The organism is Streptomyces sp. NPDC107454, assembly GCF_055582885.1.
This window is the reverse complement of the sequence record NZ_JBVJPA010000011.1, coordinates 338,325-362,717: the sequence shown is the minus strand read 5'-3', so window position 1 is coordinate 362,717 and position 24,393 is coordinate 338,325. Positions and strand designations below refer to the sequence as shown.

The following is a 24,393-nucleotide window of genomic DNA, read 5'->3' as shown; positions in this document are numbered from 1 at the left end:
GGGGTACCAGGGCCGCACGGGGGTTCCGTACGACGCTCCTTACGGTGTTGCCTGCTCGACGTAGAGGCGCAACGCCGCTGTGTCGAGCGGTCCCGGGGCACGCAGCGCCCTTGGGAACGCCCGGCGGCGTACCGCCAGGTCGAAACAGACCAGGGCGGGGTGCACATAAGCGCCCCGGCCGGGCAGCGTACCGCGATGATCGGGGACGCATTCGCCCTCGACCGCCACGGTCCGCAGCAGATCAGTCTTGGCCGCTCGCTCCCGGCACCCCACACAGGTGCGTTCAGGGCATGCGCGGGCTCGCGTCCGGCCAGACACCCTTAAGTCTACCTCCCCGCACCGACCTCACCCCTTTGGGGCAAGAATCGAACAGTTGCCGCGCATAGAACTGACGTGATCTAAGCCACCTACGGCTCAGAACTATTCCCGGTGCTGGTCCGCGCCGCGCCGAGCGGTCTCGTCGGACGGCTGCTCGGTGTCCGGACGGATGTCGATGCGCCAGCCGGTGAGGCGGGCCGCGAGGCGGGCGTTCTGGCCCTCCTTGCCGATCGCCAGCGACAGCTGGTAGTCCGGGACGGTCACGCGCGCGGAGCGGGCCGCGAGGTCCACGACCTCGACCCTGGAGACGCGGGCCGGGGAGAGCGCGTTCGCCACCATCTCGGCCGGGTCGTCCGACCAGTCGACGATGTCGATCTTCTCGCCGTTCAGCTCGGCCATCACGTTGCGCACCCGGCCGCCCATGGGGCCGATGCAGGCACCCTTGGCGTTCAGACCCGAACGGGTGGACCGGACGGCGATCTTCGTACGGTGACCGGCCTCGCGTGCGATCGCGGAGATCTCGACGGACCCGTCGGCGATCTCCGGAACCTCCAGCGCGAAGAGCTTCTTCACCAGATTGGGGTGCGTGCGCGACAGGGTGACGGACGGACCGCGTACGCCCTTCGCCACCCGAACGACGTACGAGCGCAGCCGCAGCCCGTGCTGATACGTCTCTCCTGGGACCTGCTCCTGCACCGGCAGGATGGCCTCCAGCTTGCCGATGTCGACGAGCACGTTCTTGGGGTCGCGCCCCTGCTGCACGACACCCGTGACGATGTCGCCCTCACGCCCGGCGTACTCACCGAGCGTCGCGTCGTCCTCGGCGTCCCGCAGGCGCTGCAGGATGACCTGCTTGGCGGTGGTCGCGGCGATCCGGCCGAACCCCGACGGGGTGTCGTCGAACTCGCGTGCCTCCTGCCCCTCCTCCAGGTCCTCGGGGTCCTCCTTCGCCCACACGGTCACGTGGCCGGTCTCCCGGTCGAGCTTGACGCGCGCGTGGCGGCGGCTTCCCTCGGTGCGGTGGTAGGCGATGAGGAGGGCCGACTCGATCGCCTCGACCAGCAGGTCGAAGGAGATCTCCTTCTCCCGTACCAAGCCCCGCAGGGCACTCATGTCGATGTCCACGGCTACGCCTCCTCTGCGTTCTCTTCGTTCTTGTTCTTACGGTTGAACTCGACCTGGACGCGGGCCTTGGCGATGTCTTGGAAGACGAGCCGCTTGGCGGTGGGCTTGCGCCCCTTCACGCCCGGCACCTCGACATCGACTCCCTCTTCGTCCACGTCGAGGATTCTCGCGACCAACTCGCCGCCGTCTCCCAGCTGGAACTTCACCAGGCGGTCCGTGGCGCGTACGTAGTGACGGTGCTCCTTCAGCTCACGCTCGGCACCGGGGGTTCCGACCTCGAGGGTGTACTCGCCCTCGCCCATCGCGTCCGTCTCGTCGAGCTTCGCCGAGAGCGCGCGGCTCACATCGGCGATCGCGTCCAGATCGGCGCCTTCGTCCGAATCGACGACTACACGCAGCACACGCTTGCGTCCGACCGAGTCCACTTCGACCTCTTCGAGGTCGAGTCCCTGAGAGCTGACGAGCGGTTCCAGCAGTACTCGCAGCCTCTCGCTCTGGGTGGTGCTCATCCGGGTGACTCCTCGGCCGCGTGTGCTGTTGTGGGTTGGTCGTGTGTCTGGTCAAAGGGTATCCGGTCGCGGAGGGTGTTGCCGTCCACCGTCTGCCGCTCCCGACGGGGCTCTCCCGAGGCGCGCGGGGAACCGCGCACCGGCCGAGTCCGGGGCCGAGCGGCGGTGGCGAGCCCATGGGGGTCGATCGCGTGGGGCACGGGTACCGTGATCACGGGCGTGCCGCCCTCCCTTTCGTACGAGCCTTCCGAGGACGTCTGCCGTGCCGTTCACCCTGCCGCCGCGTACCCCCTCGGGGCCGCGCCGAAGGAGCCTGCTCGCCTCCGCCGCGGGCGCCTTCGTGCTCGTGGGCTGTTCCGCCCCCGAGCCGTCCACCGAATCCACGGTCCACAGCCCCTCGGCCGCGGACCTCGCACGCGCACGTGCGGCCCGCGACAGCGAGTCGCTCGCGGCGCGCTACGCCGCCGTGATCACCGCCCATCCCCCGCTGGCGGCCCGGCTGAAGCCACTGCGGGCGGAGGTCGTACGGCACATGCAGGCGTTCGGGGGCAGCGGCACCGCCGGCAGCCGGCCCTCCGGCTCGCCCTCGGCTTCCGCTTCCGCTTCTGCTTCTGCTTCTGCTTCTGCTTCTGCTTCTGCGCACCCCAGCTCCTCCCCCACCGTGCCCGCCCAGGAGAAGGACGCCCTCGCCGACCTCGCGACCGCCGAGCGCGCCCTGGCCGACCAGCGGACGAAGGCCCTGCTGACGGTCCCGGGCGAGCTGGCCAGGCTGCTCGCCTCGGTGGCCGCGGCCGGAGCCGCACACGCGTTCCTGCTGACGGAGGGTGCCAAGTGAGCACAACCGAGGACACGAAAAGCACCAAGGACGCCGAGCAGGCCGAGCTCGGCGCGTTGCAGGCCGCTCTCGCCGCGGAGCACGCCGCCGTCTACGGGTACGGAGTCGTCGGCGGCAGGATCGACCAGGCACGCCGGGGCGAGGCCCGGTCGGCGTACGACGCCCATCGGGCGCGGCGCGACGAACTCGCGCGCGCCGTACGGGACCTGGGGGGCAAGCCGGCGGTTTCCGCGGCGGCGTACGCGCTGCCGTTCGACGTGAAGGACGCCGCCGCGGCCGTCCAGCTCGCCGCCGATTTGGAGGAACGCGTGGCCGGGGTGTACTCCGACCTCGTACGCGCCTCCTCGGGCGATCGGCGGCGCTCGGCCGCCGAGGCGCTGCGGGAGGCGGCAGTGCGGGCGGTGCGCTGGCGCGGCGAGAGCGTAGCCTTCCCTGGTCTCGCCGAGCGTGCGGCCGCCTCGGCCACCCCTGCCGCGGCGACGCCGTCGCCCTCGTGACGCGCCCCTGACGGCCCGGACAAGACGACCCGGACGACCCGGACGACTTGGACGACCTGGACCAGCTGGAAAGGAACACTTCGCGCAATGGATTCGCGCATGGCCTTCGAACCGCCGCGGCGCCTGGTACGGGCACTCGGCGAGACGCAGCGGAGCGGGTCCAACGGATCCGGCGGGTCCAACGGGACGGGCGAGTGGCTGGACAGGCTGCCCGTGCTGGCGCAACAGGCCGTCGATCTACGCGAGTTGACCGTGGAGCGGGTGCAGGCACCCGGCGGTCGCAGCAGCCTCGTCCTGCTCGTCCGGCAGGCCGACGGGACGCCCGCCGTGCTGAAGCTGGCGCCGCCACGGGCCCGTCCGGAGAGCGAGCGGGCGGCGCTCGCCCACTGGGACGGACGGGGTGCCGTACAGCTCCTCAACCCCGCGGACGCGCAGGGCGACACCCACGGCGTACTGCTGTTGGAGCGCTTGCGTCCCGATCTGTCCGTGCGTTCGCTGCCGGAGGCGAAGGCCCTGTTGGAGGCCGCCGGGACGCTGCGGCGGCTGTGGGTCGAACCGCCCGCCACCCATGTCTTCGAGACCGTCGCCGAGCGGACCGGGCGGCAGGCCGAGGCGATGCGGGCGGCGGCGAGCGTCGACACCGAGGTCGCGCCACTGGTCGACGCGGCGCTCGCGGCCCGCGAGGAACTCCTCGTCGGACCGCCCGAGGAACGGCTGCTGCACGGCACCTTCCGGCAGAGCAAGGTGCTTGCCGGTGAGCGCATGCCCTGGCTGGCCGTGGGCCCGGACCCGGTGGTCGGCGAGTGCGCCTTCGACCTGGCCCGGCTGGTCCGGGACCGGGTCGAGGACCTGATCGCGTCCCCCTCGGGGTCGTCGATCACACGGCGGCGGGTGAAGCGGCTCGCCGAGTCCCTGGAGGTGGACCAGGAGCGGCTGCGGGGCTGGACGTTGTTCCGGGCGGTCGAGTCCGGCGTACGGGCGGGGCGGGTCGGGCGGCCGCAGGACGCGGAGCTGTTGCTGGAGTTCGCGAGCTGGCTCTGACCGCCCGGACCCCTAACTTCCCTGTGCGGTGGCGAGTTTGAGGGCCAGTACCGGGCAGTCGGCGGCGGCTCTGCGGGCGCGTTTCAGGGTGGCGGGTGGAAGGGGTGCCTCGCCCAGGAGCGGGTAGCCCCACTCGTCGAGCGTGATGTGTTCGGGGAGCAGTTCCGCGCACAGGCCGTGGCCCTGACAGGCGGTCCAGTCGACATCCAGGCGGTGCGTGCGGTCCGCACGGTCGGTGCGGTGGGCGTGGCGGGCCATGTCAGTTCCTGTTCGCGGGGACGGGCAGCAGCGGGGAGTGGTCGGTCGCCGTGCAGTGTCCCGCGGCGTGCGCGTCGAGTTCGGCGGCGAAGGTCGCGAGTGCGCTGCGCACCAGGCGGACCGTGCCGTCGGGGTGATGGCAGGCGCCGCGGCCTTCGACGAGCCCGGCCCAACGGGCGATGTCCTCGCGGGTGCCGCCCTGCGGCCCCGGCGCGGCCAGGGTCTGGAAGGCGGCGGCGATACGGGGCAGACCGTTGAGGCAGGGTCCGCACTGGCCCGCCGATTCGAGGGCCAGATGGCGCAGCACACGGGCGGTCTCGGCGAGGCCGCAGCGGTTCAGGGGCAGCGCGGCGAGGACGCCCGCGCCGAGGTCGGAGACGGTCAGCGTGCGGGTCGCGGCGTCTGCGGCCGGGAGCCAGGTGCCGTGGTAGCCGCCGACCAGGACCGCGACGATGCCGTCGAGTGGAAGGAGACGGCGCAGCGGCATGCCGAAGGGGGCTTCGACGACCCGTACCTCGCGGCCTGGCACATGCACCGTGCACAGGGCGCTGCCCGGTTCGGCCGGGGTTCCCACCGAGCGGAACCAGTCGGCGCCGTAGCGGGCGATCAGGGCGAGGTGGGCGAGCGTCTCGACGTTCTGGACGAGCGTCGGCGCGCGGTGCGCGCCCTGCTCGCGCACCGGGGGCCGTTGGTGGCGCGGCAGGGCCGCGTGTCCGGAGACGTGCTGGGTGAGGGCCGAGGACTGGCCGGACAGGAAGCGCTTCGGGACGCGTACGGTGCGCACCCGCAGCGGGTCACGTCGCTCGGCGAGCGCCGCTTCGAGGGGCGTGGCGTGGTCCTCGACCGCAAGATACGCCTCCCCCGCGCCGACCGCCTCGGCCACCAACTGCAGCCCGTCCAGGACGAGGTGGGGCGACAGTCGCAGCAGGGTCTTGTCCTTCGCGCTCGCGGGCTCGCCCTCCGCGCCGTTGGCGACGACGACCGGGGTGCGACCGGTGCGGCGGCCCGCCTCGGCGACCGAGACCAGCTTGCGGTACGTGGGGAAGGCGGCGCCGCCGCGGCCGGTGAGCCCGGACTCGGCGAGCGTGCGCAGCAGTTGGGCCGGGTCGCCGTGCGCCACGGGTCCGTAGCGCTGCTCGTGGGTGGTGAAGCCGGCCGGGGCGCCGCCGGGGGCGAGCAGGCGCGGTGGCATGTAGATGTCCGTGGAGGTGGTGGCCATGGTCGTCGTCACAGCCGCAGTCACGGTCCTGGTCGCGGTCATGGGCGGGCTCCTTCGGGCGTACGGGCTTCGGCCGTACGGAGCAGGGTGGACGGGGTTCGCCCGGAGGCGCGGGCCGCGTGGGCGACGCGGATGCCGAGGGCCGTGAGGACCGCGGCCACACAGGAGATCGTCAGCCACAGCATCCAGCCAGAGCCGGTGTCCGTGCCGATGCCGATGCCGTGGAGGAGCGCGATCGGCCAGGAGGCCCAGGCCAGCCAGTGGAGGGCACGCCAGGCGCGGTGCCCGATGCGGGCGCGGAGCAGGCTGGTGATCAGTACCGCGAGCATCAGATCGAGGGCCACTGTGCCGAGGCCCAGCCAAAGGGGTTCGTAGGTGGAGGCGAACGGGACGAGGACGTCGAGGAGGCTGATGCTCACATAGCTGTCGACGACCGCGGCCGTGATGTGCAGGGCCAGGAAGACGAGGGCGGAGAGGGAGAGGGTGCGGTGCAGCTGGACCGTGCCGAACCTCGGGAGGCCGGGGAGTCTGCCGCGCAGGCGTACGGCGATGCCCAGGAGAACGACGACGGTGAACAGGACCAGGCTGACCGCGCCGGTCGCTCTGTTGGCGTACCAGAGGAGGGAGGGGTCGCTCATGCGGCGGCCTCGGGTCCGGACCAGGCCGGGGCGGAAGCCGGCCAGCCCGGCGTCGTCACCACGGTGCCGTCGTTCGCCACCAGACGTGCGGGCAGGCCGAGCCCTGCCAGCCACCGTTGCGCGCCCTCGCCCTTGACCAGGGCCGCCGTGCCGGCCGCGTTGGCGTCCGCGCAGGTCGCGGCGGCCACGGAGACCGTGCGCCAGGGGGTCTGGGCGGGCAGGCCGGTGTACGGGTCGACGATGTGGTGGAGGTCGTGGACGCCCCGGCGCCAGCGCCGGGCCGTCGTGCCGGAGGTCGCGAGGCCGCCGCTGCGGATGGCGACCGTGGCGTACGTGCCCGGCGCGGGTGTCTCGTCGACCGGGCCGGTGACGTCCTGGACGCGGATGCGCCAGCCGCCCGCCGGGGGTTCGCCGGCCACGGCCGTGTCGCCGCCGAGGCTCACCAGGACTCCGCAGCCCGCCGCCTCGGCGAGCAGGTCGGCGGCCTTGTCGGCGGCCCATGCCTTGGCCGTGGCGCCCAGGTCGAGGCGGACCCCGGCCGGGACCGTGACCGTGTCGGTCGCGCGGTCCAGGGTGACCGCGCGCCAGCCCGGGACCGCTCGGACGGTGAGCCGGATCGGGCGGCCGTCGTCCGGGACCAGCCGGAAGTCACGGTCGTAGCCGAGGGCGCCGATGGCCGAGCCGACCGTGGGATCGACGGCCCCGTCGGTCGCGGCGGCGGCGCGCAGGGCGACGGCCAGTGCCTCGGCGAGCAGCGGGCTGACCCTGACCGGGCGGCCCCGCGCCTGGTCGAGGGCCACCAGCTCCGAGTCCGGACGGAACCGGCTGCACGCGGCGTCGACCTCGGCGAGGTGCCGGGCGAGCAGCAGGTTGCAGGAGTCCAGCAGGGCCGGGTCGGTGGTGACCAGTCGGACGCTGGTGCCGAGGGCGCGCCAGTCGGCGGCGGCCGTGGTGCGGCGGGTCGCAGTGGCCGTCACGACGCCCCCGACGTGGAGTCGGCCGAGCCATCGCTGGAGGTTGTGGGAGCGGCGGACGGCGACTGGAGGGTCGAGTCCGAGGAGGAACTCGGCGCAGACGAGGTGGATGACGTCGATGACGTAGAAGACGAAGCGGATGACATGGATGAGGTGGTCGCCGAGGAGTCCGTGCCGCTGCTCGAACTCGACGAACCCGTGCTCGTCGTACTGCCGCTCGCCGTCGTGTCCGCGTCCGCCTGCATCGTGCCGACCAGGGCGAAGACCCCGGCCGCCGCCGCCAGCGTGACCGCCGCCGCGGCGGCTGCCGTACGCCGTGCTCCTCTGCGGACCGCCGCGGCGGCCCCCCGCTCGCTGCCTGTCATGGCTGCTCCCCTCCGAATGACGCTGTGTCACGTCCTACGGTCGGGGAGCAGCCTGAGGAAAGTCTGTGAGGCAGCCGTACGCCTCGGAAGAAGTCTCTGAGAGACGTCTTTGATTTCAGACTTCAAGCAGTTTGGCTACTCGGCCGCCAGGCGGGCGATCGCCTCGTCCACGGTCAGTTCCTCGCGCTCGCCGGTGCGGCGGTCCTTCAGCTCGAGGACGCCCTCGGCCGAGCGGCGCCCGGCCACCAGGATCTTCGGTACGCCGATGAGCTCGGCGTCCGTGAACTTCACGCCCGGCGAGACCCCGGCGCGGTCGTCCACGAGGACGCGTACACCCGCCGCGCCGAGCTTCTCCGACACGTCGAGGGCCAGCTCGGTCTGCAGGGCCTTGCCGGCGGCGACGACGTGGACGTCGGCGGGAGCGATCTCCTTGGGCCAGCACAGCCCCTGCTCGTCGGCCGACTGCTCGGCGAGCGCCGCGACCGCGCGGGAGACACCGATGCCGTACGAGCCCATGGTCACGCGGACCGGCTTGCCCTGCTGGCCGAGGACGTCGAGCTGGAAGGTGTCGGCGTACTTGCGGCCGAGCTGGAAGATGTGGCCGATCTCGATGGCGCGGTCCAGCTTGAGGCCGGTGCCGCACTTGGGGCACGGGTCGCCCTCTTCCACCACGACGACGTCCAGGTAGTCGTCGACCTCGAAGTCGCGGCCGGCCACGACGTTCTTCGCGTGCGTGTTGGTCTTGTTGGCGCCGGTGATCCAGGCCGTGCCGGGGGCCACCCGCGGGTCGGCGATGTAGCGGACCTTCTCCAGGCCCTGCGGGCCGACGTAGCCGCGCACGAGGTCGCCGCGGCCCTCGAAGTCCTCGGCGGTGACGAGTTCGACGACGGCGGGGGCGAGGTGCTCGCCCAGCTTGCCGAGGTCGACCTCGCGGTTGCCGGGGACGCCCACGGCGACGATCTCGCCGTCGACCTTGACCAGGAGGTTCTTGAGGGTGGCTGAGGCCGGGACGCCGAGGTGCGCGGCGAGCGTCTCGATGGTGGGGGTGTCGGGGGTGTCCAGCTCCTCGACCGGGCCGACGCCGGAGCCGTCCACCGGCTTCAGGGCGAAGGTGACGGCCTCCGTGTTGGCCGCGTAGTCGCAGGACGGGCAGTCCACGAAGGTGTCCTCACCGGCCGCGGCGGGGGCGAGGAACTCCTCGGACGCCGAGCCGCCCATGGCGCCCGAGACGGCCGACACGATGCGGTAGTCCAGGCCCAGGCGGGCGAAGATCTTCTGGTAGGCGGCGCGGTGCAGCGCGTACGACTGCGCGAGGCCCTCGTCCGTCGTGTCGAAGGAGTACGAGTCCTTCATCTGAAACTCGCGGCCACGCAGCACTCCGGAGCGCGGGCGGGCCTCGTCACGGTACTTCGTCTGGATCTGGTACAGCATGACCGGCAGGTCCTTGTAGGACGCGACCTGGTCCTTCACGATGAGCGTGAAGATCTCCTCGTGGGTCGGGCCGAGCAGGTACTCGCCGCCCTTGCGGTCCTTCAGACGGAAGAGGAGGTCGCCGTACTCCTCCCAGCGGGACGAGGCCTCGTAGGGCTCCTTGGGCAGCAGGGCCGGCAGGAGGACCTCCTGCGCCCCGATGGCGTCCATCTCCTCGCGTACGACCCGGGAGATGTTGTCGAGGACCTTCTTGCCGAGCGGCAGCCAGGTCCAGATGCCGGCGGAGTTGCGGCGGACGTAGCCGGCGCGGACGAGCAGCTTGTGGTTGAGCGTCTCGGCGTCCGCCGGGTCGTCACGCAGTGTCTTGACCATCAAACGGGACATGCGCTGGACCTGGGCCATGATTCTCGACTCCTGCTGCGTAAGGGTGATGGCTAGGAGGTTAGCCGGGCGGCCCATCCCGGTGGAAATCGATTGGCGCCCGGCCGGGGTGGCGGACGCAGGCGCTCAGCGCCTGCGCAGGGGCAGCGGAGCTCCCATGACGGCGTACGGCTTGGGTGCGCTGGGGAAGAGAACCTGCCGCGCGAGGTCCTCGTACCCGAGCGAGTGGTAGAGGCCGCGGGCCGGGCTGTCGGTGTCGATGGCGGAGAGGATCGAGCGGGGTTCGGTGGCACTGTCCGTGATGCCGGTGATCAGGGACCGGCCCACGCCGTGGTTCTGGTAGTGCGGGTGGACGTGCAGTTCGGTGATCACGAAGGAGTGGTCGAGCCAGGCGTCGCGTCCCTGGGCGCGCAGATACGGTTCCACGACGGTGGACCACCAGTGGGTGCGGTCGTTGGGCATGCCGTAGACGAAGCCGACGAGCCGTCCGCCGACCGTCGTCGCGCCGAGTGCGCGGGCTCCCGGGTAGGTGAGGTGCCGCAGCACGATCTGCCGACGTACGGCGACCTCGTCGGCGCCGAGCCCGAAGGCCAGGGCCTGCACGGCGAGCGCCTCGTCGACGCGCGCCGCGAGATCCAGCGGGCCGACGACCACGTCGTCGGGGTTGCGGGGGCCCTGACCGGGAAAGCGCAGCATGCCGGGGAGACTACCCGGGCGCTTCGCCGGATTGCGCCGGGACTACGGGGGGTTGTGTCGGGTGCGGGTGGGCCGGGGGGCGATCGGGAGTCGGCCCGAGGCCGGTCGAGGAGTCCCCCTGGCCCCTGCCGACCCTAGAACAGCACGCTCATGAACGCGCCGATCTCCTGGAAGCCGACGCGGTGGTACGTCGCCCGGGCCGGGGTGTTGAAGTCGTTGACGTAGAGGCTGACGAGCGGGGCGACGTCGGCGAGGGCGTAGCGCATGACGGCCGCCATACCCGGGGCCGCCAGCCCCTGTCCCCGGTACTCGGGGGCGACCCACACCCCCTGGACCTGGCAGGCCTGCCGGGTGGCGGCGCCGATCTCGGCCTTGAAGACGACCTTGCCGTTCTGGTCGATACGGGCGAACGAGCGGCCGGTGCCGACGAGTTCGGCGACCCGCGCCTGGTAGAGCAGGCCGCCGTCACCGGCGAGCGGTGAGACGCCCACCTCCTCGGTGAACATCGCCACGCACGCCGGCATGATCGTTTCCATCTCGTCCTTGCGGATGCGGCGGACGTACGGATCCGGGGCGATGTCGGCGGGGAGGCGGTCGGTGACCATCAGGGGCTGGTGGGCGCGGACCTCGCGGGCCGGGCCCCAGCTGGGTTCGAGCAGCCGCCACAGCTGGGCGGTGGCCTCGACGGGGCCGACGATCGAGGAGCAGCGGCGGCCGGCCCTGCGCGCCCGGTCCGCGAAGCCGCGGACGGCGCGGGGGGTGGCGCAGATCGGGACCAGGTTGGCGCCCGCGTAGCAGAGGGACCGCAGCATGCCGTCCTCGTACCAGCCCCACATCTCGCCGCCGAGCCGCCAGGGGTCGAGGCCCGCGACCTGTACCCGGGACGCGACGAATGCGTTCGCGACCGGGTCGCGGTCGAGGACGGCGAGCGCGGCGTCCAGGTCACTCGGTTCGAGGACCCTGGTGGTGGTCTGGGTCAACACGTGCGGGGGCCTCACCATACGGTCTGCTGATCTCCGCACTGTACCTGGCGAGGTTGTGGCTCGCCGCCCCTTGTACCGGCCTGGGCTTCGGCCGCGGGCCGGTGACAACGGTTCGCGAAGTTTCCCGCGCCCCACGGACGGGTCTGCGCCCCGAAAACCCCACGTGCCCCGGGTTGCCTGTCTGCGGCTGCGCGACGGGCTGGGCGCGCAGTTCCCCGCGCCCCTTCAGGCGGGGCTGCGCCCCGAAGACCCCGGCCGCCCCGAGTTGTCCGTCTGCGGGTGCGCGACGGGCCGGGCGCGCAGTTCCTCGCGCCCCTTGAGGCGGGGCTGCGCCCCGAAGACCCCGGCCGCCCGGAATCGTTCGACTGCGGGGGCACGGGGGCCGGGCGCGCAGTTCCTCGCGCCCCTGAAGGCGGGGCTGCGCCCCGAAAACCCCGGCCGCCCCGAGTTGCCCGTCTGCGGGTGCGCGACCGCCGGGCGCGCAGTTCCCCGCGCCCCTTCAGGCGGGGCTGCGCCCCGAAGACCCCGGCCGCCCGGAATCGTTCGACTGCGGGGGCACGGGGGCCGGGCGCGCAGTTCCTCGCGCCCCTGAAGGCGGGGCTGCGCCCCGGAAACCCTGCTTGGCCTTTAGCCTGTCCGGCGTTTGAGGGCGAGGCCGTTCAGGCCGATGCGGGGGGACTGGGGGCGGAGCCCCCGGGTTGGGATGGGACGGGTAGGGGCGGCGGGGGCGAGAAACCGGGGTTTCGCCCGTGGGTCAGTCCGTCACCGATACCGAAGGCTCGCCGGAGGCGATGCCGGCGGCCTCCATCTGCTCGGCGAGCTTCATCGCTTCCTCGATGAGCGTCTCGACGATCTTCGACTCGGGGACCGTCTTGATGACCTCGCCCTTGACGAAGATCTGCCCCTTGCCATTGCCGGAGGCGACGCCGAGGTCGGCCTCGCGGGCCTCGCCCGGACCGTTCACGACGCAGCCCATGACGGCGACGCGGAGCGGGACCTCCATGCCGGTGAGACCGGCGGTGACCTCTTCCGCCAGCTTGTACACGTCGACCTGGGCACGCCCGCAGGACGGGCAGGAGACGATCTCCAGGCCCCGCTGCTTGAGGTTCAGCGACTCCAGGATCTGGAGACCGACCTTGACCTCCTCGGCGGGCGGCGCCGACAGGGACACCCGGATCGTGTCGCCGATGCCCTCGGAGAGCAGCGCTCCGAACGCCACCGCCGACTTGATCGTGCCCTGGAAGGCGGGCCCCGCCTCCGTCACACCGAGGTGCAGCGGGTAGTCGCACGCCGCCGCCAGCTGGCGGTACGCGTTGACCATGACCACCGGGTCGTTGTGCTTGACCGAGATCTTGATGTCCCGGAAGTCGTGCTCCTCGAAGAGGGACGCCTCCCAGAGGGCGGACTCGACGAGCGCCTCGGGGGTCGCCTTGCCGTACTTCTGGAGGAGCCGCTTGTCGAGCGAGCCCGCGTTGACGCCGATCCGGATCGGGGTGCCGGTGTCCTTCGCGGCCCGCGCGATCTCCTTGACCTGGTCGTCGAACTGCTTGATGTTGCCGGGGTTCACCCGGACGGCCGCGCAGCCCGCGTTGATCGCCGCGAAGACGTACTTCGGCTGGAAGTGGATGTCCGCGATGACCGGGATCTGGGACTTTCGGGCGATCGTGGCGAGCGCGTCGGCGTCGTCCTGGGTCGGGCACGCCACCCGCACGATCTGGCAACCGGAGGCCGTCAGCTCGGCGATCTGCTGCAGCGTGGCACCGATGTCCGACGTACGCGTGGTCGTCATCGACTGCACCGAGACGGGTGCGTCTCCACCCACGGCCACGGTTCCGACCTGGATCTGCCGGCTCTTCCGACGCTCGGCGAGCTTGGTCGGAACGGACGGCATGCCGAGAGAAATCGCAGTCATCTGCTGTGCAACCCCAAGTTGTGGATCAAGGTCCCGGAATCGTGGGCTCCAGGCTCCGAGATTACGGCACCGGCGCACGCCCGAGCACATCACGCCCCTAAACCCATCCAACGGATGGCGGCCGGACACCCAGGGTGCCCGGCCGCCACGAACGGTGTCCCGCCAAGAGACCGTCTAGGAGATTTTCACCGGGTTAACAACGTCCGCGATGAGGACGAGGATCGTGAAGCAGACGAAGATTCCGGCCACCACATAGGCCACCGGCATCAGCTTCGCCACATCGAACGGGCCCGGGTCCGGCCGCCTCAGCACCTTCGCCGCGTTCCGCCGCAGCGACTCCCACAGCGCGCCCGCGATGTGACCGCCGTCGAGCGGGAGCAGCGGAAGCATGTTGAACAGGAACAGGGAGAGGTTGAAGCCCGCGACCAGCAGCAGCATCATCGCGACCTGCTGCGATGCCGGGATGTCGAGGGTGAAGACATCACCGCCGATACGGGCCGCGCCGACCACGCCCATCGGGGAGTCCGCCTTGCGCGGGCCGTCGCCGAAGGCCGCGTTCCACAGGTCGGGGATCTTGCCGGGCAGCGAGACCAGCGACTCGACGCCGTTCTGCATCATGTCGCCCATGCGGTTCACGGACTGGCCGAACGACTGCTGGACGATGCCGGAGGCGGGCGTGAAGCCGAGGAAGCCGGCGTACACGTACTTGCCCTCGACATAGCCGCCGTTGCCGTCGGTCTTGCTGACCTGGTTCTTGATCAGGTGAGCGGTCAGGTCGACCTTCTGGCCCTTGCGCTCGACGGTGAGCGTGACGTCCTTGCCGGGGTTGGAGCGGATGTCGGACTGCAGCGCCGCCCAGTCGCCGATCGCCTTGCCGTTGAACGCGACGATCTTGTCGCCGCCCTGGAGCCCGGCGGCCTTGGCGGGCGCGGCCTGGTCGCTCGCCGCGCACTTCGACCGGTTCTCGCTCTGCTGGATGACACAGTCCGAGACCTTGCCGACCGTGGTGGTCTGGGTCTGCACCCCGAACGTCATCATCACGCCGAGGAAGATCGCGACGGCCAGGATGAGGTTCATGAACGGGCCCGCGAACATCACGATCACGCGCTTCCACGGCTTGCGCGTGTAGAAGAGGCGGGTCTCGTCGCCGGGCTGGAGCTCCTCGAAGGCGGCCGACCTGGCGTCCTCGATCATGCCCCGGAAGGGGGAGGTGGAGCGCGCCTCGATACGGCCGTCCGGGCCGGGCGGGAACATCCCGATCATGCGGATGTAGCCGCCGAGCGGAACCGCCTTCACCCCGTACTCGGTGTCACCCTTCTTCCGTGACCAGATGGTCGGCCCGAAGCCGACCATGTACTGCGGCACCCGGATACCGAAGAGCTTGGCCGTCGACAGATGTCCCAGCTCGTGCCAGGCGATCGAGATGAGCAGGCCGACCGCGAAGACGACTATGCCGAGGATCATCATCAGGGTCGTCATGCACGAGCCTCCGCGGTTGTCGTCTGTGCCATTGGCGCTGTCGGTGCAGTCTGTGCGGTCAGTTCACGGGCCCGGGCGCGCGCCCAGGTCTCCGCTTCGAGGACGTCCGCGACGGTCAGGGAAGTTCCCGTTTCGGGTGTGCCGTGTTCCTCGACCACCCGGGTGACGGTCTCCATGATCCCGTTGAACGGCAGGGCGCCGCCCAGGAACGCGTCCACGCACTCCTCGTTGGCGGCATTGAACACCGCCGGGGCCGTGCCCGCGAGCTGCCCCACGTGCCGGGCGAGCCCCACGGAGGGGAACGCGTCGTTGTCGAGCGGGAAGAACTCCCAGCTCGACGCCTTGGTCCAGTCGAAGGCGGGCGCCGCGTCCGGGACGCGCTCGGGCCAGCCGAGACCGATGGCGATCGGTCCCCGCATGTCGGGGGGCGTCGCCTGGGCCAGTGTCGATCCGTCTGTGTACTCAACCATCGAGTGGACATACGACTGCGGGTGCACGACCACCTCAATCCGATCGAAGGGAATGTCGTAGAGGAGGTGCGCCTCGATGACTTCCAGCCCCTTGTTGACCAAGGTCGCGGAGTTGATGGTGATCACCGGGCCCATGGCCCAGGTGGGGTGCGCGAGCGCCTCGGCGGGAGTGACGTGCGCCAGCTCCGCCTTCGTACGCCCCCGGAAGGGTCCGCCGGAGGCGGTCACGACCAGCTTGCGCACATCGGCGCGCGTACCGGCCGCCAGTGCCTGGAAGAGCGCCGCGTGCTCGGAGTCGACCGGGATGATCTGGCCGGGCTTGGCCAGCGCCTTCACCAGCGGGCCGCCGACGATGAGCGATTCCTTGTTGGCGAGCGCGAGGGTGCGGCCCGCTTCCAGGGCGGCGAGGGTGGGGGCGAGGCCGATGGAGCCGGTGATGCCGTTGAGGACGGTGTGGCAGTCGGAGGCGGCGAGCTGGGTGGCGGCGTCCGCGCCGGCCACGATCTCGGGAACGGTCTCGCCGGGTGCGTACTCGGCTGTGAGCGCCTCCCGCAGCGCCGGGACGACGTCCTCGCGCGCGACCGCGACCGTGCGTACGCGCAGCCGGTGGGCCTGCTCCGCGAGCAGTCCGACCCTGCCGCCCGCGGCGGAGAGCGCGGTGACCCGGAACCGGTCGGGGTTGCGCAGCACGAGGTCGATGGCCTGGGTGCCGATCGAGCCGGTGGAGCCGAGGATCACGACGTCCCGGACTCCGTCCACGGGGTCGAAGACGAGATGCGGATCAGCGAGGGGGGCTGGACTGTCGCTCATCCCCCCATTGTGGCCGCTGCGCGACCCGCGCAGGACAGGGCTCCCCACTTCTCCTCGCTTCTCCTCTCTTCTGGCCCCATTAGCACCCCGACGTACCGGAGGAAGCGAAATCACCCTTTGTGAAACCAGCGTGAAGATCATGTGATAGCACTTCATGCACGTCGTCACTCTCACTGGCCGGTGGACGACCGGCCGGGGGGCGACACCCTGGGGGGTTCTCATGCGGATACGCGCTGCCCTGCCCGCGCTCGCGGGCGCCGTGGCACTGACGGGCACGTTCCTTCTCAGCACTCCGGCGCAGGCGGCCGGCGGTGTGACCATCTACCACGTCTGGTTCGACAGCCCCGGTTCGGACAACCGCTCCAACGCGAGCCTCAACGCCGAGTGGGTGCAGATCAAGAACACCAGTTCGACATCGATCTCGCTCAAGGGCTGGATCCTGAAGGACGTCTCGAACCACAGGTACACCTTCCCGAACGTGAAGATCGGGGCGCACAAGACCATGAAGGTGCACACGGGCAGCGGCCGGGACACCGCGGGGGACAAGTACCAGAACCGCCGCGCGTACGTCTGGAACAACACCAGCGACACCGCCACGCTCACCAAGGCGAACGGCGGCAAGGTCGACGCGTGCTCGTGGACGACCCGGGACCCCAGCGACAAGTACTGCTAGCCCCTGCCACCGCTGCCGGCCCCCGTGTCCTCACCGCTTGCGGCGGCGCCGCGCCTTGGACCTGCCGGGGCGCGCGCCGCCGCGTGAGGGCGCGGGGGCAGTCGCGGGCGCTTCGGCGTCCGCCGGGGCGAAGTCACCCTCGACCACACCCTCCGCCGTGTCCATGGTGGGGGCCGTGAAGTGCAGGTCCTCGACCCGGTCGCGGCGTTCGAGGGTCCCGGGCGCACCGCTGGAGGCGTCCAGGTTGAAGACGTAGCCGACGGACTCCTCCTTGATGGCGTCGGTCATCGCGCCGTACATGTCGAATCCCTCACGCTCGTACTCCACGATGGGTTCCCGGCCGAGCGTCCAGCGCAGACCGATGCCGTCGCGGAGGTAGTCCATCTCGTAGAGGTGCTCGCGCCATTTTCGGTCGAGGACGTTGAGGACGACCAGGCGTTCGAGGTCGCGCAGGGCCTCGGGGCCGAGTTCGGTCTCACGGTCCTCGTAGCGGTCGTGGATGTCCCGGGTCACGGCCTCGACCAGGTCCTCGGCGGTGAGGTTCGCACGGTCGCCGGCCTCCTCCTCCAGGTCCTCGATCGTGACCCGTGCCGGATAGAGCTGCCTGAAGGCGCCCCAGAGCCGCTCCAGGTCCCATTCCTCGGGGAAGCCCTCGCCGGTCTCCTGTCCGATGTACGCCCGCACGGTGTCGTCCATGAAGTGCAGGAGCTGTTCGCGCAGGTCCTCCCCCGCCAGGACGCGGCGGCGCTCGGCGTAGATGAGGGTGCGCTGCCGGTTGAGCACCTCGTCGAACTTCAGGACGTCCTTGCGGGACTCGAAGTGCTGCTGCTCGACCTGGGCCTGGGCGGAGGCGATGGCGCGGGTGACCATCTTGTTCTCGATGGGGATGTCGTCGGGGACGTTCGCCATGGCCATCACGCGGTCCACGACCTGGGCGCGGAACAGGCGCATCAGGTCGTCCTCCAGGGAGAGGTAGAAACGGGAGGCGCCGTTGTCGCCCTGGCGCCCCGAACGGCCGCGCAGCTGGTTGTCGATACGGCGGGACTCGTGGCGCTCGGTGCCCAGCACATAGAGCCCGCCGAGCTCCTTGACCTCCTCGTACGCCACCGCGACCGCGGCGGTGACGCGCTCGCGCACCTCGCGGCAGGCGTCGGGGTGCTCCTCCTCGGTGAGTTCGCTCTTCTCCAGCTCGGCGGCTATGAGGGACTCGGGATTGCCGCCGAGCATGATGTCGGTGCCGCGGCCCGCCATGTTGGTGGCGACGGTGACCGCGCCCTTGCGGCCCGCCTGGGCCACGATCTGGGCCTCGCGCTGGTGGTTCTTGGCGTTGAGCACCTCGTGCCGGACACCGCGTTTCCTGAGCAGCGCGGAGAGCAGTTCGGACTTCTCCACCGACGTGGTGCCGACGAGGATCGGCTGCCCCTGGGCGTGCCGCTCGGCGATGTCCTCCACGATCGCGGCGTACTTGGCGTCCGCGGTGCGGTAGATCTGGTCGGGGTCGTCGGCGCGTTTCGGGGGCCGGTTGGTCGGGACCGGCACGACCTGGAGCTGGTAGATCTGGTGGAACTCGGCCGCCTCCGTCATCGCCGTGCCGGTCATGCCGGCGAGCTTCTCGTAGAGACGGAAGAAGTTCTGCAGGGTGATCGTGGCGAGGGTCTGGTTCTCGTCCTTGATCGTCACCCCTTCCTTCGCCTCGATCGCCTGGTGCAGCCCCTCGTTGTAGCGGCGGCCCGCGAGGATGCGGCCGGTGTGCTCGTCGACGATGAGCACCTCGCCGTCCACGACCACGTAGTCCTTGTCCTTCTTGAAGTGCTCCTTGGCCTTCAGGGCGTTGTTGAGGTGCCCGATGAGGGAGGTGTGGTCGGACTCGTACAGGCTCTCGATGCCGAGCTGGTCCTGGAGGTACTCGACGCCCCGGTCCAGGATCGCGACGGTGCGTTTCTTGGGGTCGTACTCGTAGTCGTACGTGGCCCGCAGCGCCGCCAGTTCCTCCTTCTCGGCCGGCCGGGTGAAGAGCTCCTCCTGGACGCGGACGCCCTTCATCCGTCGTACGAGCCCCGCGAACGCCTCGTACCACTGGGTGGGCTGGTCGGCGGGACCGGAGATGATCAGAGGGGTGCGGGCCTCGTCGATGAGGATGGAGTCGGCCTCGTCGACGATCGCGAAGTGGTGGCCGCGCTGCACGAGTTCGTCCCTCGACCAGGCCATGTTGTCGCGCAGGTAGTCGAAGCCGAACTCGGTGTTGGTGCCGTAGGTGATGTCGCAGGCGTACTGGGCGCGGCGTACGGCGGGTGTCGACTCGGACTTGATGACACCGACGGTCAGGCCCAGGAAGCGGTAGGCGCGGCCCATCCACTCGGCGTCGCGCTCGGCGAGATAGTCGTTGACCGTGACGAGGTGGACTCCCTTGCCCGCCAGGGCGTTCAGATAGACGGGGAGGGTGGCGACGAGGGTCTTGCCCTCCCCCGTCTGCATCTCCGCGATGTTGCCGAGGTGCAGCGCCGCGCCGCCCATCACCTGGACGTCGAAGTGACGCATGCCCAGAGTCCGCCGGGCCGCCTCGCGCATCGTGGCGAAGGCCTCCGGCAGCAGGTCGTCGAGGCTCTCGCCGTCGGCGTGGCGCTGTTTGAACTCCGGGGTGAGGGACTGGAGTTCCTCGTCGGACAAGGCCCTGAACTCCTCGTCCAGGGAGTTGACCTGATCGACGACGCGCTGGAGCCTGCGCAGCACCCGTCCCTCGCCGGCCCGCATGATCCTGCCGGTGATGACGTCCAGACCTTTGCCCGGCATAGGAATTCCCCCAGAACTAAACGGCGTCCGCGAGCAGCCGAATCCAGTGATTGGCTCGTTGCAGAATGTGGACGCCCTGCTGATTCGCTTTGATCACCTCGCGCAGGACGGGATCGTCGACCACGTCGAGCGCGCTCTTGAAGAGTTGCTGGATCACGGGCCGTTCCCCCGGCCGTCCGGCGTCCAGCAGACCGTCGACGTCACGGAGGTCGATGCGCCGGATCCGTACGGCGTCGAAGGAGGGCACCGGCGGGCGCGGCTCCGTGTCGACCAGGGCGAGCGCGCAGTCGTTGAGGAGTACCGCGAGGGCGTCGCGGTGCGCCTCGAAGGTCTCGGGCGCGACGTCGCGCAGTTTCTGCGCCAGCGGCCGCACTTCTTTGCGGACGGTCCGCAGGGCCGCTGCGAGAGCCGGTTCGTCGAGCTGAAGCCGGGCCTCGGCGCGGGCGCGCGTCAGCTGCGCGGAAAGGCCGTGACCGTGTTCTTCCCCGATTCCTTGGCGCATCTGCCGTCCCCGTTCGCCATTCTCCTCATTGTCGACGCACATATTCGGTGCGGCAAGCGGCGGAATGGCGAACCGGGACGGCAGTGAATTCCTGGGGAAAAGGTCAGCGAATGGGGCGGTGGACGTTTTCCTTCCGGCTCGGTCCTGGCGTCGCGTCGGCGATCCAGGGGCCCTCACCTGAGGGGTCGATCACGCCCTGCTCCAGCCATTCGTACGTGCCCGCAAGGACGCCTTTGACGACCTTGCGGTCGAGGTCGTCGGTGTTGCTCCACAGGCGGCCGAAGAGTTCGTCGACGCGGATGCGGGACTGGCGGCAGAAGGCGTCGGCGAGCTGGTAGGCCTCGCGGCCGTGCTGCCCGGTGAGGCGCAGGTGTTCGGCGCGCACACAGGCCGCGCTCATCGCGAAGAGCTCGGCGCCGATGTCGACGATCCGGCCCAGGAAGCCCTGCTTGGTCTCCATCCGGCCCTGCCAGCGGGACATGGCGTAGAAGGTGGAGCGGGCGAGTTTGCGGGCGTTGCGCTCGACGTAGCGCAGATGCGGGGAGAGATCCACGTGCCGGTTGAAATCGCCGTACGAGCGCGGGAGCTGACCTGGGCCCGCGACCAGTTTCGGCAGCCACTTGGCGTAGAAGACACCCGCGTTCGCGCCGGCCTTCGCCTTGTCCGAGAGGGACTTGTCGGGGTCGATGAGGTCACCGGCCACGGAGAGGTGGGCGTCCACGGCCTCACGGGCGATCAGCAGGTGCATGATCTCCGTCGAGCCCTCGAAGATGCGGTTGATGCGCAGGTCGCGCAGGATCTGCTCGGCGGGCACCGCCCGCTCGCCGCGCGCCGCCAGCGACTCGGCGGTCTCGAAGCCGCGGCCACCGCGGATCTGGACCAGTTCGTCGGCCATCAGGCAGCCCATCTCGGACCCGTACAGCTTCGCGAGGGCGGCCTCGATGCGGATGTCGTTGCGGTTCTCGTCGGCCATCTGGGAGGACAGGTCGACGACAGCTTCGAGGGCGAAGGTGGTGGCCGCGATGAAGGAGATCTTGGAGCCGACGGCCTCGTGGAGGGCGACCGGCTTGCCCCACTGCTCGCGGGCCGCCGACCACTCGCGGGCGATCTTCAGACACCACTTGCCCGCGCCGACGCACATGGCGGGCAGCGACAGGCGGCCGGTGTTGAGGGTGGTGAGGGCGATCTTCAGGCCCGCGCCCTCCGGGCCGATCCGGTTCGCGGCCGGGACGCGGACCTGGTGGAAGCGGGTGACTCCGTTCTCCAGGCCGCGCAGGCCCATGAAGGCGTTGCGGTTCTCGACGGTGATGCCCTCGGAACCGGCCTCCACCACGAACGCCGTGATGCCGCCCTTGTGGCCCTCGGACTTCGGGACGCGCGCCATGACGACGAGCAGATCGGCGACGACGCCGTTGGTCGTCCAGAGCTTCACCCCGTCGAGGACGTAGTCGTCGCCGTCCGGGACGGCGGCCGTGGCGAGCCGCGCCGGGTCGGAGCCCACGTCCGGCTCGGTGAGGAGGAAGGCCGAGATGTCGGTGCGGGCGCAGCGCGGCAGGAAGACGTCCTTCTGCTCCTGGGTGCCGAAGAGCTTCAGCGGCTGCGGTACGCCGATCGACTGGTGCGCGGACAGCAGGGCGCCGATCGCCGGGTTCGCGGAGCCGACGAGGGCGAGCGCCTTGTTGTAGTACACCTGGGTGAGGCCGAGGCCTCCGTACTTGGTGTCGATCTTCATGCCGAGGGCGCCGAGGTCCTTGAGCCCGTCGATGACCTCGTCGGGGATCTGCGCCTCGCGCTCGATACGGGCCGCGTCGATCTTCGTCTCACAGAAGTCGCGCAGCTTGGCGAGGAACTCCTCGCCGCGCTGTACGTCGTCCTCGGCGGGCATGGGGTGCGGGTGGATCAGGTCGAGGCGGAAACGGCCGAGGAACAGTTCCTTGGCGAAGCTGGGCTTGCGCCAGTCCTGTTCGCGGGCCGCCTCCGCGACCTGTCGTGCCTCACGTTCAGAGACGGTGGGCTGGTGGGGTGTTGCGGACATGAGGCTCACCTCGCCGCGCATAGGGAACTTGGGGATCTTCGTTACCGACGGGTGCTACTCGATCGTATTTACCCGAATTCGGGCGACCCCACCAGTCCTGGCGCGCGTTCGCCTGAACGTGCGCCTCCTGCACGTGTGCCCCCTGTACGCAAGCCGATGTCAGCCGATGTCGACCGAGTACGCCTTGGTGTCCAGCCGCCCCGAACCGCGGAAGACCTCGCTGCCCGACTCGATGCCGGAGAGGTACTTGTCGTTGCCGAGCAGCTTGCGGCGGACCAGGGCCTGGGTGAAATCGTCGAGGTCGAGAGAGGCCTTGGTGGTGTTGGTGCGGCGGACGAAGGAGTACACCTTCCAGCCGATGTCGCCCTGGTAGATGTCCCACATGGCGCCGTCGAGGCTCACACTGCCGTACTTGGTGCCGAGGGGGCCCGCACCGCCCTGCCGGTTGAGCCAGACCATGATTTCGTCGGTGGGCCGGTCCTGCCAGTCCGCGTTGTTCTTGGCGTGCAGCCACAGGTCGTACGCGACGTTCATGGTGCCGGGGCCGGAACTGACCGAGAACTCCCAGCTGGTTCTGACCGGCTTGCGGTCCCCGACCCGGACGGGCAGTTCGGTGGCCGCCCTGTCGGTCTTCCAGCCCCAGTGCCAGCCGAGCACGGTACTGGCGTACGACTTGACGCTGTTCTCCTTGCCGGCCTTGCTGGTCCAGGTGTAGTTCGTGCCCCAGCCGATGGTGTCGCCGGAGCGCGAGGTGTCCCAGACGCACTGGGTGCCTGTGCCGTCGTCCTGCCCCCAGAGGTTGTTGTTGACGTAGTACTTGCCCATCGTGACGGTGTCGAAGGCGCCGCACTTCTTGCCGGTCTCGCCCGCCTGGGCCACGGTGACGCCCGCGGCGGCCGCGAGCGCCACCGTTGCCGCGAGCATCGTCTTCGCCTTCTTGGACAGGCGCGGTCGGCGGTGTTGCATCGGGGGTCCTTCCGGGAAACGGTCTGCGTACGCCTTCTCAGTGACCACCGGCCCGCGAAAGGTTGCCGCCGCATGGCGAAGTCCGGCGCGGGAAACGCACCGGCGCACGACACTGGAAACACGCCCGAGCACGGCACCGCGAACATGCCGTCGCGCGGCACGACAACGGCTCCCGGCCCGCACCGCAAGAATCCTGTCGAAGCGCTTCGACAACCTATGGACACCCACCACCCGTCGAGCTACTGTCGAGCCACCCTCACACGCCCTTATCCGCACTGCGCACTGTCGAAGCGCTTCACACAATGCTTGGAGAGCTGGATGGTCACCCTCGCCGAGGTCGCCCAGCACGCCGGAGTCTCGGCGAGCACGGTGAGCTATGTCCTCAGCGGCAAGCGGTCCATCTCCGCGGGTACCCGGCAGCGGGTCGAGCGGAGCATCCAGGAGCTCGGATACCACCCGAACGCGGGCGCCCGGGCCCTGGCGAGCAGCCGGTCCAACATCATCGCGCTGATGGTTCCGCTCCGTACCGACATGTACGTACCCGTGATGATGGAGATCGCCATCGCGGTGGCGACCCACGCCCGCACGCACGGCTACGACGTGCTTCTGCTCACCGGCGAGGAGGGTCCCGACGCCGTGCGCCGCGTCACCGGCAGCGGGCTCGCCGACGCGATGATCCTGATGGACGTGGAGCTCGACGACGAACGGCTCCCGCTGCTGCGCCAGACGGACCAGCCCTCCGTACTGATCGGCCTGCCCGCCGACACCTCCGGCCTGACCTGCGTCGATCTCGACTTCGGCGCGACGGGCGCGCTGTGCGCCGAGCACCTCGCGCTGCTGGGCCACCGTGACATCGCTGTCATCGGCGAGGCCCCCGCGGTCTACGAGCGGCACACCGGCTTCGCCGAGCGCACCCTCGACGGACTCCGGTCCCGTTCGAGGGAGTTGGGCCTGCGCGTGCTGCACCGCCCCTGCGAGGGCGGGTACGACGCGATGGCCCTGACCCTCGCCCGCATCCTCGACGAGCGCCCCGGCACCACGGGCTTCGTCGTGCAGAACGAGTCCGCGGTCGAGCCGCTGCTCGCGTTGTTGCGCCAGCAGGGCCGGGCCGTCCCCGAGGACGTGTCGGTGATCGCGATCTGCCCGGACCAGGTCGCGACACAGGCCTCGGTGCGGCTGACCTCGGTCGCCATCCCGGCGCAGGAGATGGGCCGACTCGCCGTGGAGCATCTGATCGCCAAGCTGGAAGGGCACGGCAAGGACGAAGTCGTGCTCATCGCACCCGAGTTGACGGTACGGGCGAGCACGGGCCCGGCGCCGACCGCCGCCTGACCGGGGACCGGCCACCCCGCTCCCCGTCCCACCCTTCACCGCACCGCACCGCACCGCACCGCACCGCACCGCATCACACCGCACTGCCCCAGCCCCAGCGTTGTGCCCTCCTCGCCGGGCACCCCCATGTCTGCATGTCTGCATTCCTCATGTC

Annotated in this window: 23 protein-coding genes; 6 read left to right on the top strand and 17 right to left on the bottom strand. The window is 70.4% G+C overall.

The genetic code is table 11. The features are described 5' to 3' along the window. Positions 1-39 precede the first annotated feature (39 nt). The 3 genes from ACZ69M_RS29035 to rimP all read right to left on the bottom strand — a co-directional run bounded on the left by ACZ69M_RS29035 (position 40) and on the right by rimP (position 1,952). Positions 40-318 (bottom strand): YlxR family protein, encoded by a 279-nt coding sequence (locus ACZ69M_RS29035; RefSeq protein ID WP_082417223.1) that lies wholly within the window; start codon positions 316-318, stop codon positions 40-42. 102 nt (positions 319-420) lie between these two features. Then, entirely contained in the window at positions 421-1,443 is a 1,023-nt protein-coding gene (gene nusA / locus ACZ69M_RS29030) for a transcription termination factor NusA (RefSeq protein ID WP_470054328.1), read from the bottom strand. Between the two features lie 2 nt (positions 1,444-1,445). Next, positions 1,446-1,952 carry a ribosome maturation factor RimP gene (rimP, locus tag ACZ69M_RS29025; protein WP_067371250.1) on the bottom strand — a complete coding sequence of 169 codons (507 nt, stop codon included), beginning with the start codon at positions 1,950-1,952 and terminating at the stop codon, positions 1,446-1,448. Positions 1,953-2,214: 262 nt separating this feature from the next. Here rimP and ACZ69M_RS29020 point away from each other — a divergent pair, with 262 nt between their 5' ends. The 3 genes from ACZ69M_RS29020 (at position 2,215) to ACZ69M_RS29010 (ending at position 4,325) form a co-directional block, all read left to right on the top strand. After that, positions 2,215-2,787, top strand: a complete 573-nt coding sequence (locus ACZ69M_RS29020) for a hypothetical protein (protein ID WP_470054326.1) — start codon at positions 2,215-2,217, stop codon at positions 2,785-2,787. After that, positions 2,784-3,284: a ferritin-like domain-containing protein gene (locus ACZ69M_RS29015; RefSeq protein WP_470054324.1), complete on the top strand. Its 501-nt coding sequence runs from the start codon at positions 2,784-2,786 to the stop codon at positions 3,282-3,284. Before ACZ69M_RS29020 ends, ACZ69M_RS29015 begins: the two co-directional genes overlap by 4 nt. A gap of 99 nt (positions 3,285-3,383) precedes the next feature. After that, the gene (locus tag ACZ69M_RS29010; protein WP_470054322.1) at positions 3,384-4,325 is read left to right on the top strand and encodes an aminoglycoside phosphotransferase family protein; all 942 of its coding nucleotides are present in this window, start codon (positions 3,384-3,386) and stop codon (positions 4,323-4,325) included. A 12-nt stretch (positions 4,326-4,337) separates the two neighbouring features. Here the strand turns inward: ACZ69M_RS29010 and ACZ69M_RS29005 are convergent, their stop codons facing one another. From ACZ69M_RS29005 to ACZ69M_RS28990, 4 genes are read right to left on the bottom strand one after another with little or no spacing between them, the layout of a single operon-like run. After that, positions 4,338-4,583: a ferredoxin gene (locus tag ACZ69M_RS29005; protein WP_470054320.1), complete on the bottom strand. Its 246-nt coding sequence runs from the start codon at positions 4,581-4,583 to the stop codon at positions 4,338-4,340. 1 nt (position 4,584) lies between these two features. After that, positions 4,585-5,844 carry an NADH-ubiquinone oxidoreductase-F iron-sulfur binding region domain-containing protein gene (locus ACZ69M_RS29000; protein ID WP_470054318.1) on the bottom strand — a complete coding sequence of 420 codons (1,260 nt, stop codon included), beginning with the start codon at positions 5,842-5,844 and terminating at the stop codon, positions 4,585-4,587. Then, positions 5,841-6,440, bottom strand: a complete 600-nt coding sequence (locus ACZ69M_RS28995; RefSeq protein WP_470054316.1) for a ferric reductase-like transmembrane domain-containing protein — start codon at positions 6,438-6,440, stop codon at positions 5,841-5,843. Before ACZ69M_RS28995 ends, ACZ69M_RS29000 begins: the two co-directional genes overlap by 4 nt. Then, the gene (locus ACZ69M_RS28990; protein ID WP_470054314.1) at positions 6,437-7,417 is read right to left on the bottom strand and encodes an FAD:protein FMN transferase; all 981 of its coding nucleotides are present in this window, start codon (positions 7,415-7,417) and stop codon (positions 6,437-6,439) included. The genes ACZ69M_RS28995 and ACZ69M_RS28990 overlap by 4 nt, the downstream gene beginning before the upstream one ends. Before the next feature lie 12 nt (positions 7,418-7,429). On the opposite strand from ACZ69M_RS28990, the gene ACZ69M_RS28985 reads away from it, so the two are divergent. Next, the gene (locus ACZ69M_RS28985; RefSeq protein WP_470054312.1) at positions 7,430-7,879 is read left to right on the top strand and encodes a hypothetical protein; all 450 of its coding nucleotides are present in this window, start codon (positions 7,430-7,432) and stop codon (positions 7,877-7,879) included. Positions 7,880-7,914: 35 nt separating this feature from the next. On the opposite strand, the gene ACZ69M_RS28980 is transcribed toward ACZ69M_RS28985, so the two are convergent. The 6 genes from ACZ69M_RS28980 to dxr form a co-directional block, all read right to left on the bottom strand. Beyond that, positions 7,915-9,612 (bottom strand): proline--tRNA ligase, encoded by a 1,698-nt coding sequence (locus ACZ69M_RS28980; protein ID WP_470054310.1) that lies wholly within the window; start codon positions 9,610-9,612, stop codon positions 7,915-7,917. 105 nt (positions 9,613-9,717) lie between these two features. Next, on the bottom strand, positions 9,718-10,287 hold the full coding sequence (locus ACZ69M_RS28975; RefSeq protein ID WP_470054308.1) for a GNAT family N-acetyltransferase: 570 nt from the start codon (positions 10,285-10,287) through the stop codon (positions 9,718-9,720). 134 nt (positions 10,288-10,421) lie between these two features. Then, positions 10,422-11,270: a GNAT family N-acetyltransferase gene (locus ACZ69M_RS28970; protein WP_470054306.1), complete on the bottom strand. Its 849-nt coding sequence runs from the start codon at positions 11,268-11,270 to the stop codon at positions 10,422-10,424. Positions 11,271-12,024: 754 nt separating this feature from the next. Next, a complete protein-coding gene (ispG, locus tag ACZ69M_RS28965) occupies positions 12,025-13,182 on the bottom strand; it encodes a flavodoxin-dependent (E)-4-hydroxy-3-methylbut-2-enyl-diphosphate synthase (RefSeq protein WP_403693417.1) in 1,158 nt (385 codons plus the stop codon). Positions 13,183-13,356: 174 nt separating this feature from the next. Next, positions 13,357-14,661, bottom strand: a complete 1,305-nt coding sequence (locus ACZ69M_RS28960) for a M50 family metallopeptidase (protein ID WP_470054304.1) — start codon at positions 14,659-14,661, stop codon at positions 13,357-13,359. Continuing rightward, a complete protein-coding gene (gene dxr / locus ACZ69M_RS28955; protein WP_470054302.1) occupies positions 14,658-15,941 on the bottom strand; it encodes a 1-deoxy-D-xylulose-5-phosphate reductoisomerase in 1,284 nt (427 codons plus the stop codon). Before dxr ends, ACZ69M_RS28960 begins: the two co-directional genes overlap by 4 nt. A gap of 220 nt (positions 15,942-16,161) precedes the next feature. On the opposite strand from dxr, the gene ACZ69M_RS28950 reads away from it, so the two are divergent. Further along, positions 16,162-16,614, top strand: coding sequence for a lamin tail domain-containing protein (locus ACZ69M_RS28950; protein ID WP_101400973.1), 453 nt, complete (start codon positions 16,162-16,164; stop codon positions 16,612-16,614). A 30-nt stretch (positions 16,615-16,644) separates the two neighbouring features. Here the strand turns inward: ACZ69M_RS28950 and secA are convergent, their stop codons facing one another. The 4 genes from secA to ACZ69M_RS28930 all read right to left on the bottom strand — a co-directional run bounded on the left by secA (position 16,645) and on the right by ACZ69M_RS28930 (position 22,907). Continuing rightward, positions 16,645-19,404 (bottom strand): preprotein translocase subunit SecA, encoded by a 2,760-nt coding sequence (gene secA, locus ACZ69M_RS28945; RefSeq protein WP_470054300.1) that lies wholly within the window; start codon positions 19,402-19,404, stop codon positions 16,645-16,647. Between the two features lie 16 nt (positions 19,405-19,420). Next, positions 19,421-19,906: a hypothetical protein gene (locus tag ACZ69M_RS28940; RefSeq protein ID WP_470054298.1), complete on the bottom strand. Its 486-nt coding sequence runs from the start codon at positions 19,904-19,906 to the stop codon at positions 19,421-19,423. 103 nt (positions 19,907-20,009) lie between these two features. Beyond that, on the bottom strand, positions 20,010-21,941 hold the full coding sequence (locus ACZ69M_RS28935) for an acyl-CoA dehydrogenase family protein (RefSeq protein WP_470054296.1): 1,932 nt from the start codon (positions 21,939-21,941) through the stop codon (positions 20,010-20,012). Between the two features lie 159 nt (positions 21,942-22,100). Then, the gene (locus ACZ69M_RS28930; protein WP_470054294.1) at positions 22,101-22,907 is read right to left on the bottom strand and encodes a GH12 family glycosyl hydrolase domain-containing protein; all 807 of its coding nucleotides are present in this window, start codon (positions 22,905-22,907) and stop codon (positions 22,101-22,103) included. A gap of 318 nt (positions 22,908-23,225) precedes the next feature. On the opposite strand from ACZ69M_RS28930, the gene ACZ69M_RS28925 reads away from it, so the two are divergent. Continuing rightward, positions 23,226-24,239 carry a LacI family DNA-binding transcriptional regulator gene (locus ACZ69M_RS28925; protein WP_060901179.1) on the top strand — a complete coding sequence of 338 codons (1,014 nt, stop codon included), beginning with the start codon at positions 23,226-23,228 and terminating at the stop codon, positions 24,237-24,239. The last annotated feature ends 154 nt before the right edge of the window (positions 24,240-24,393 follow it).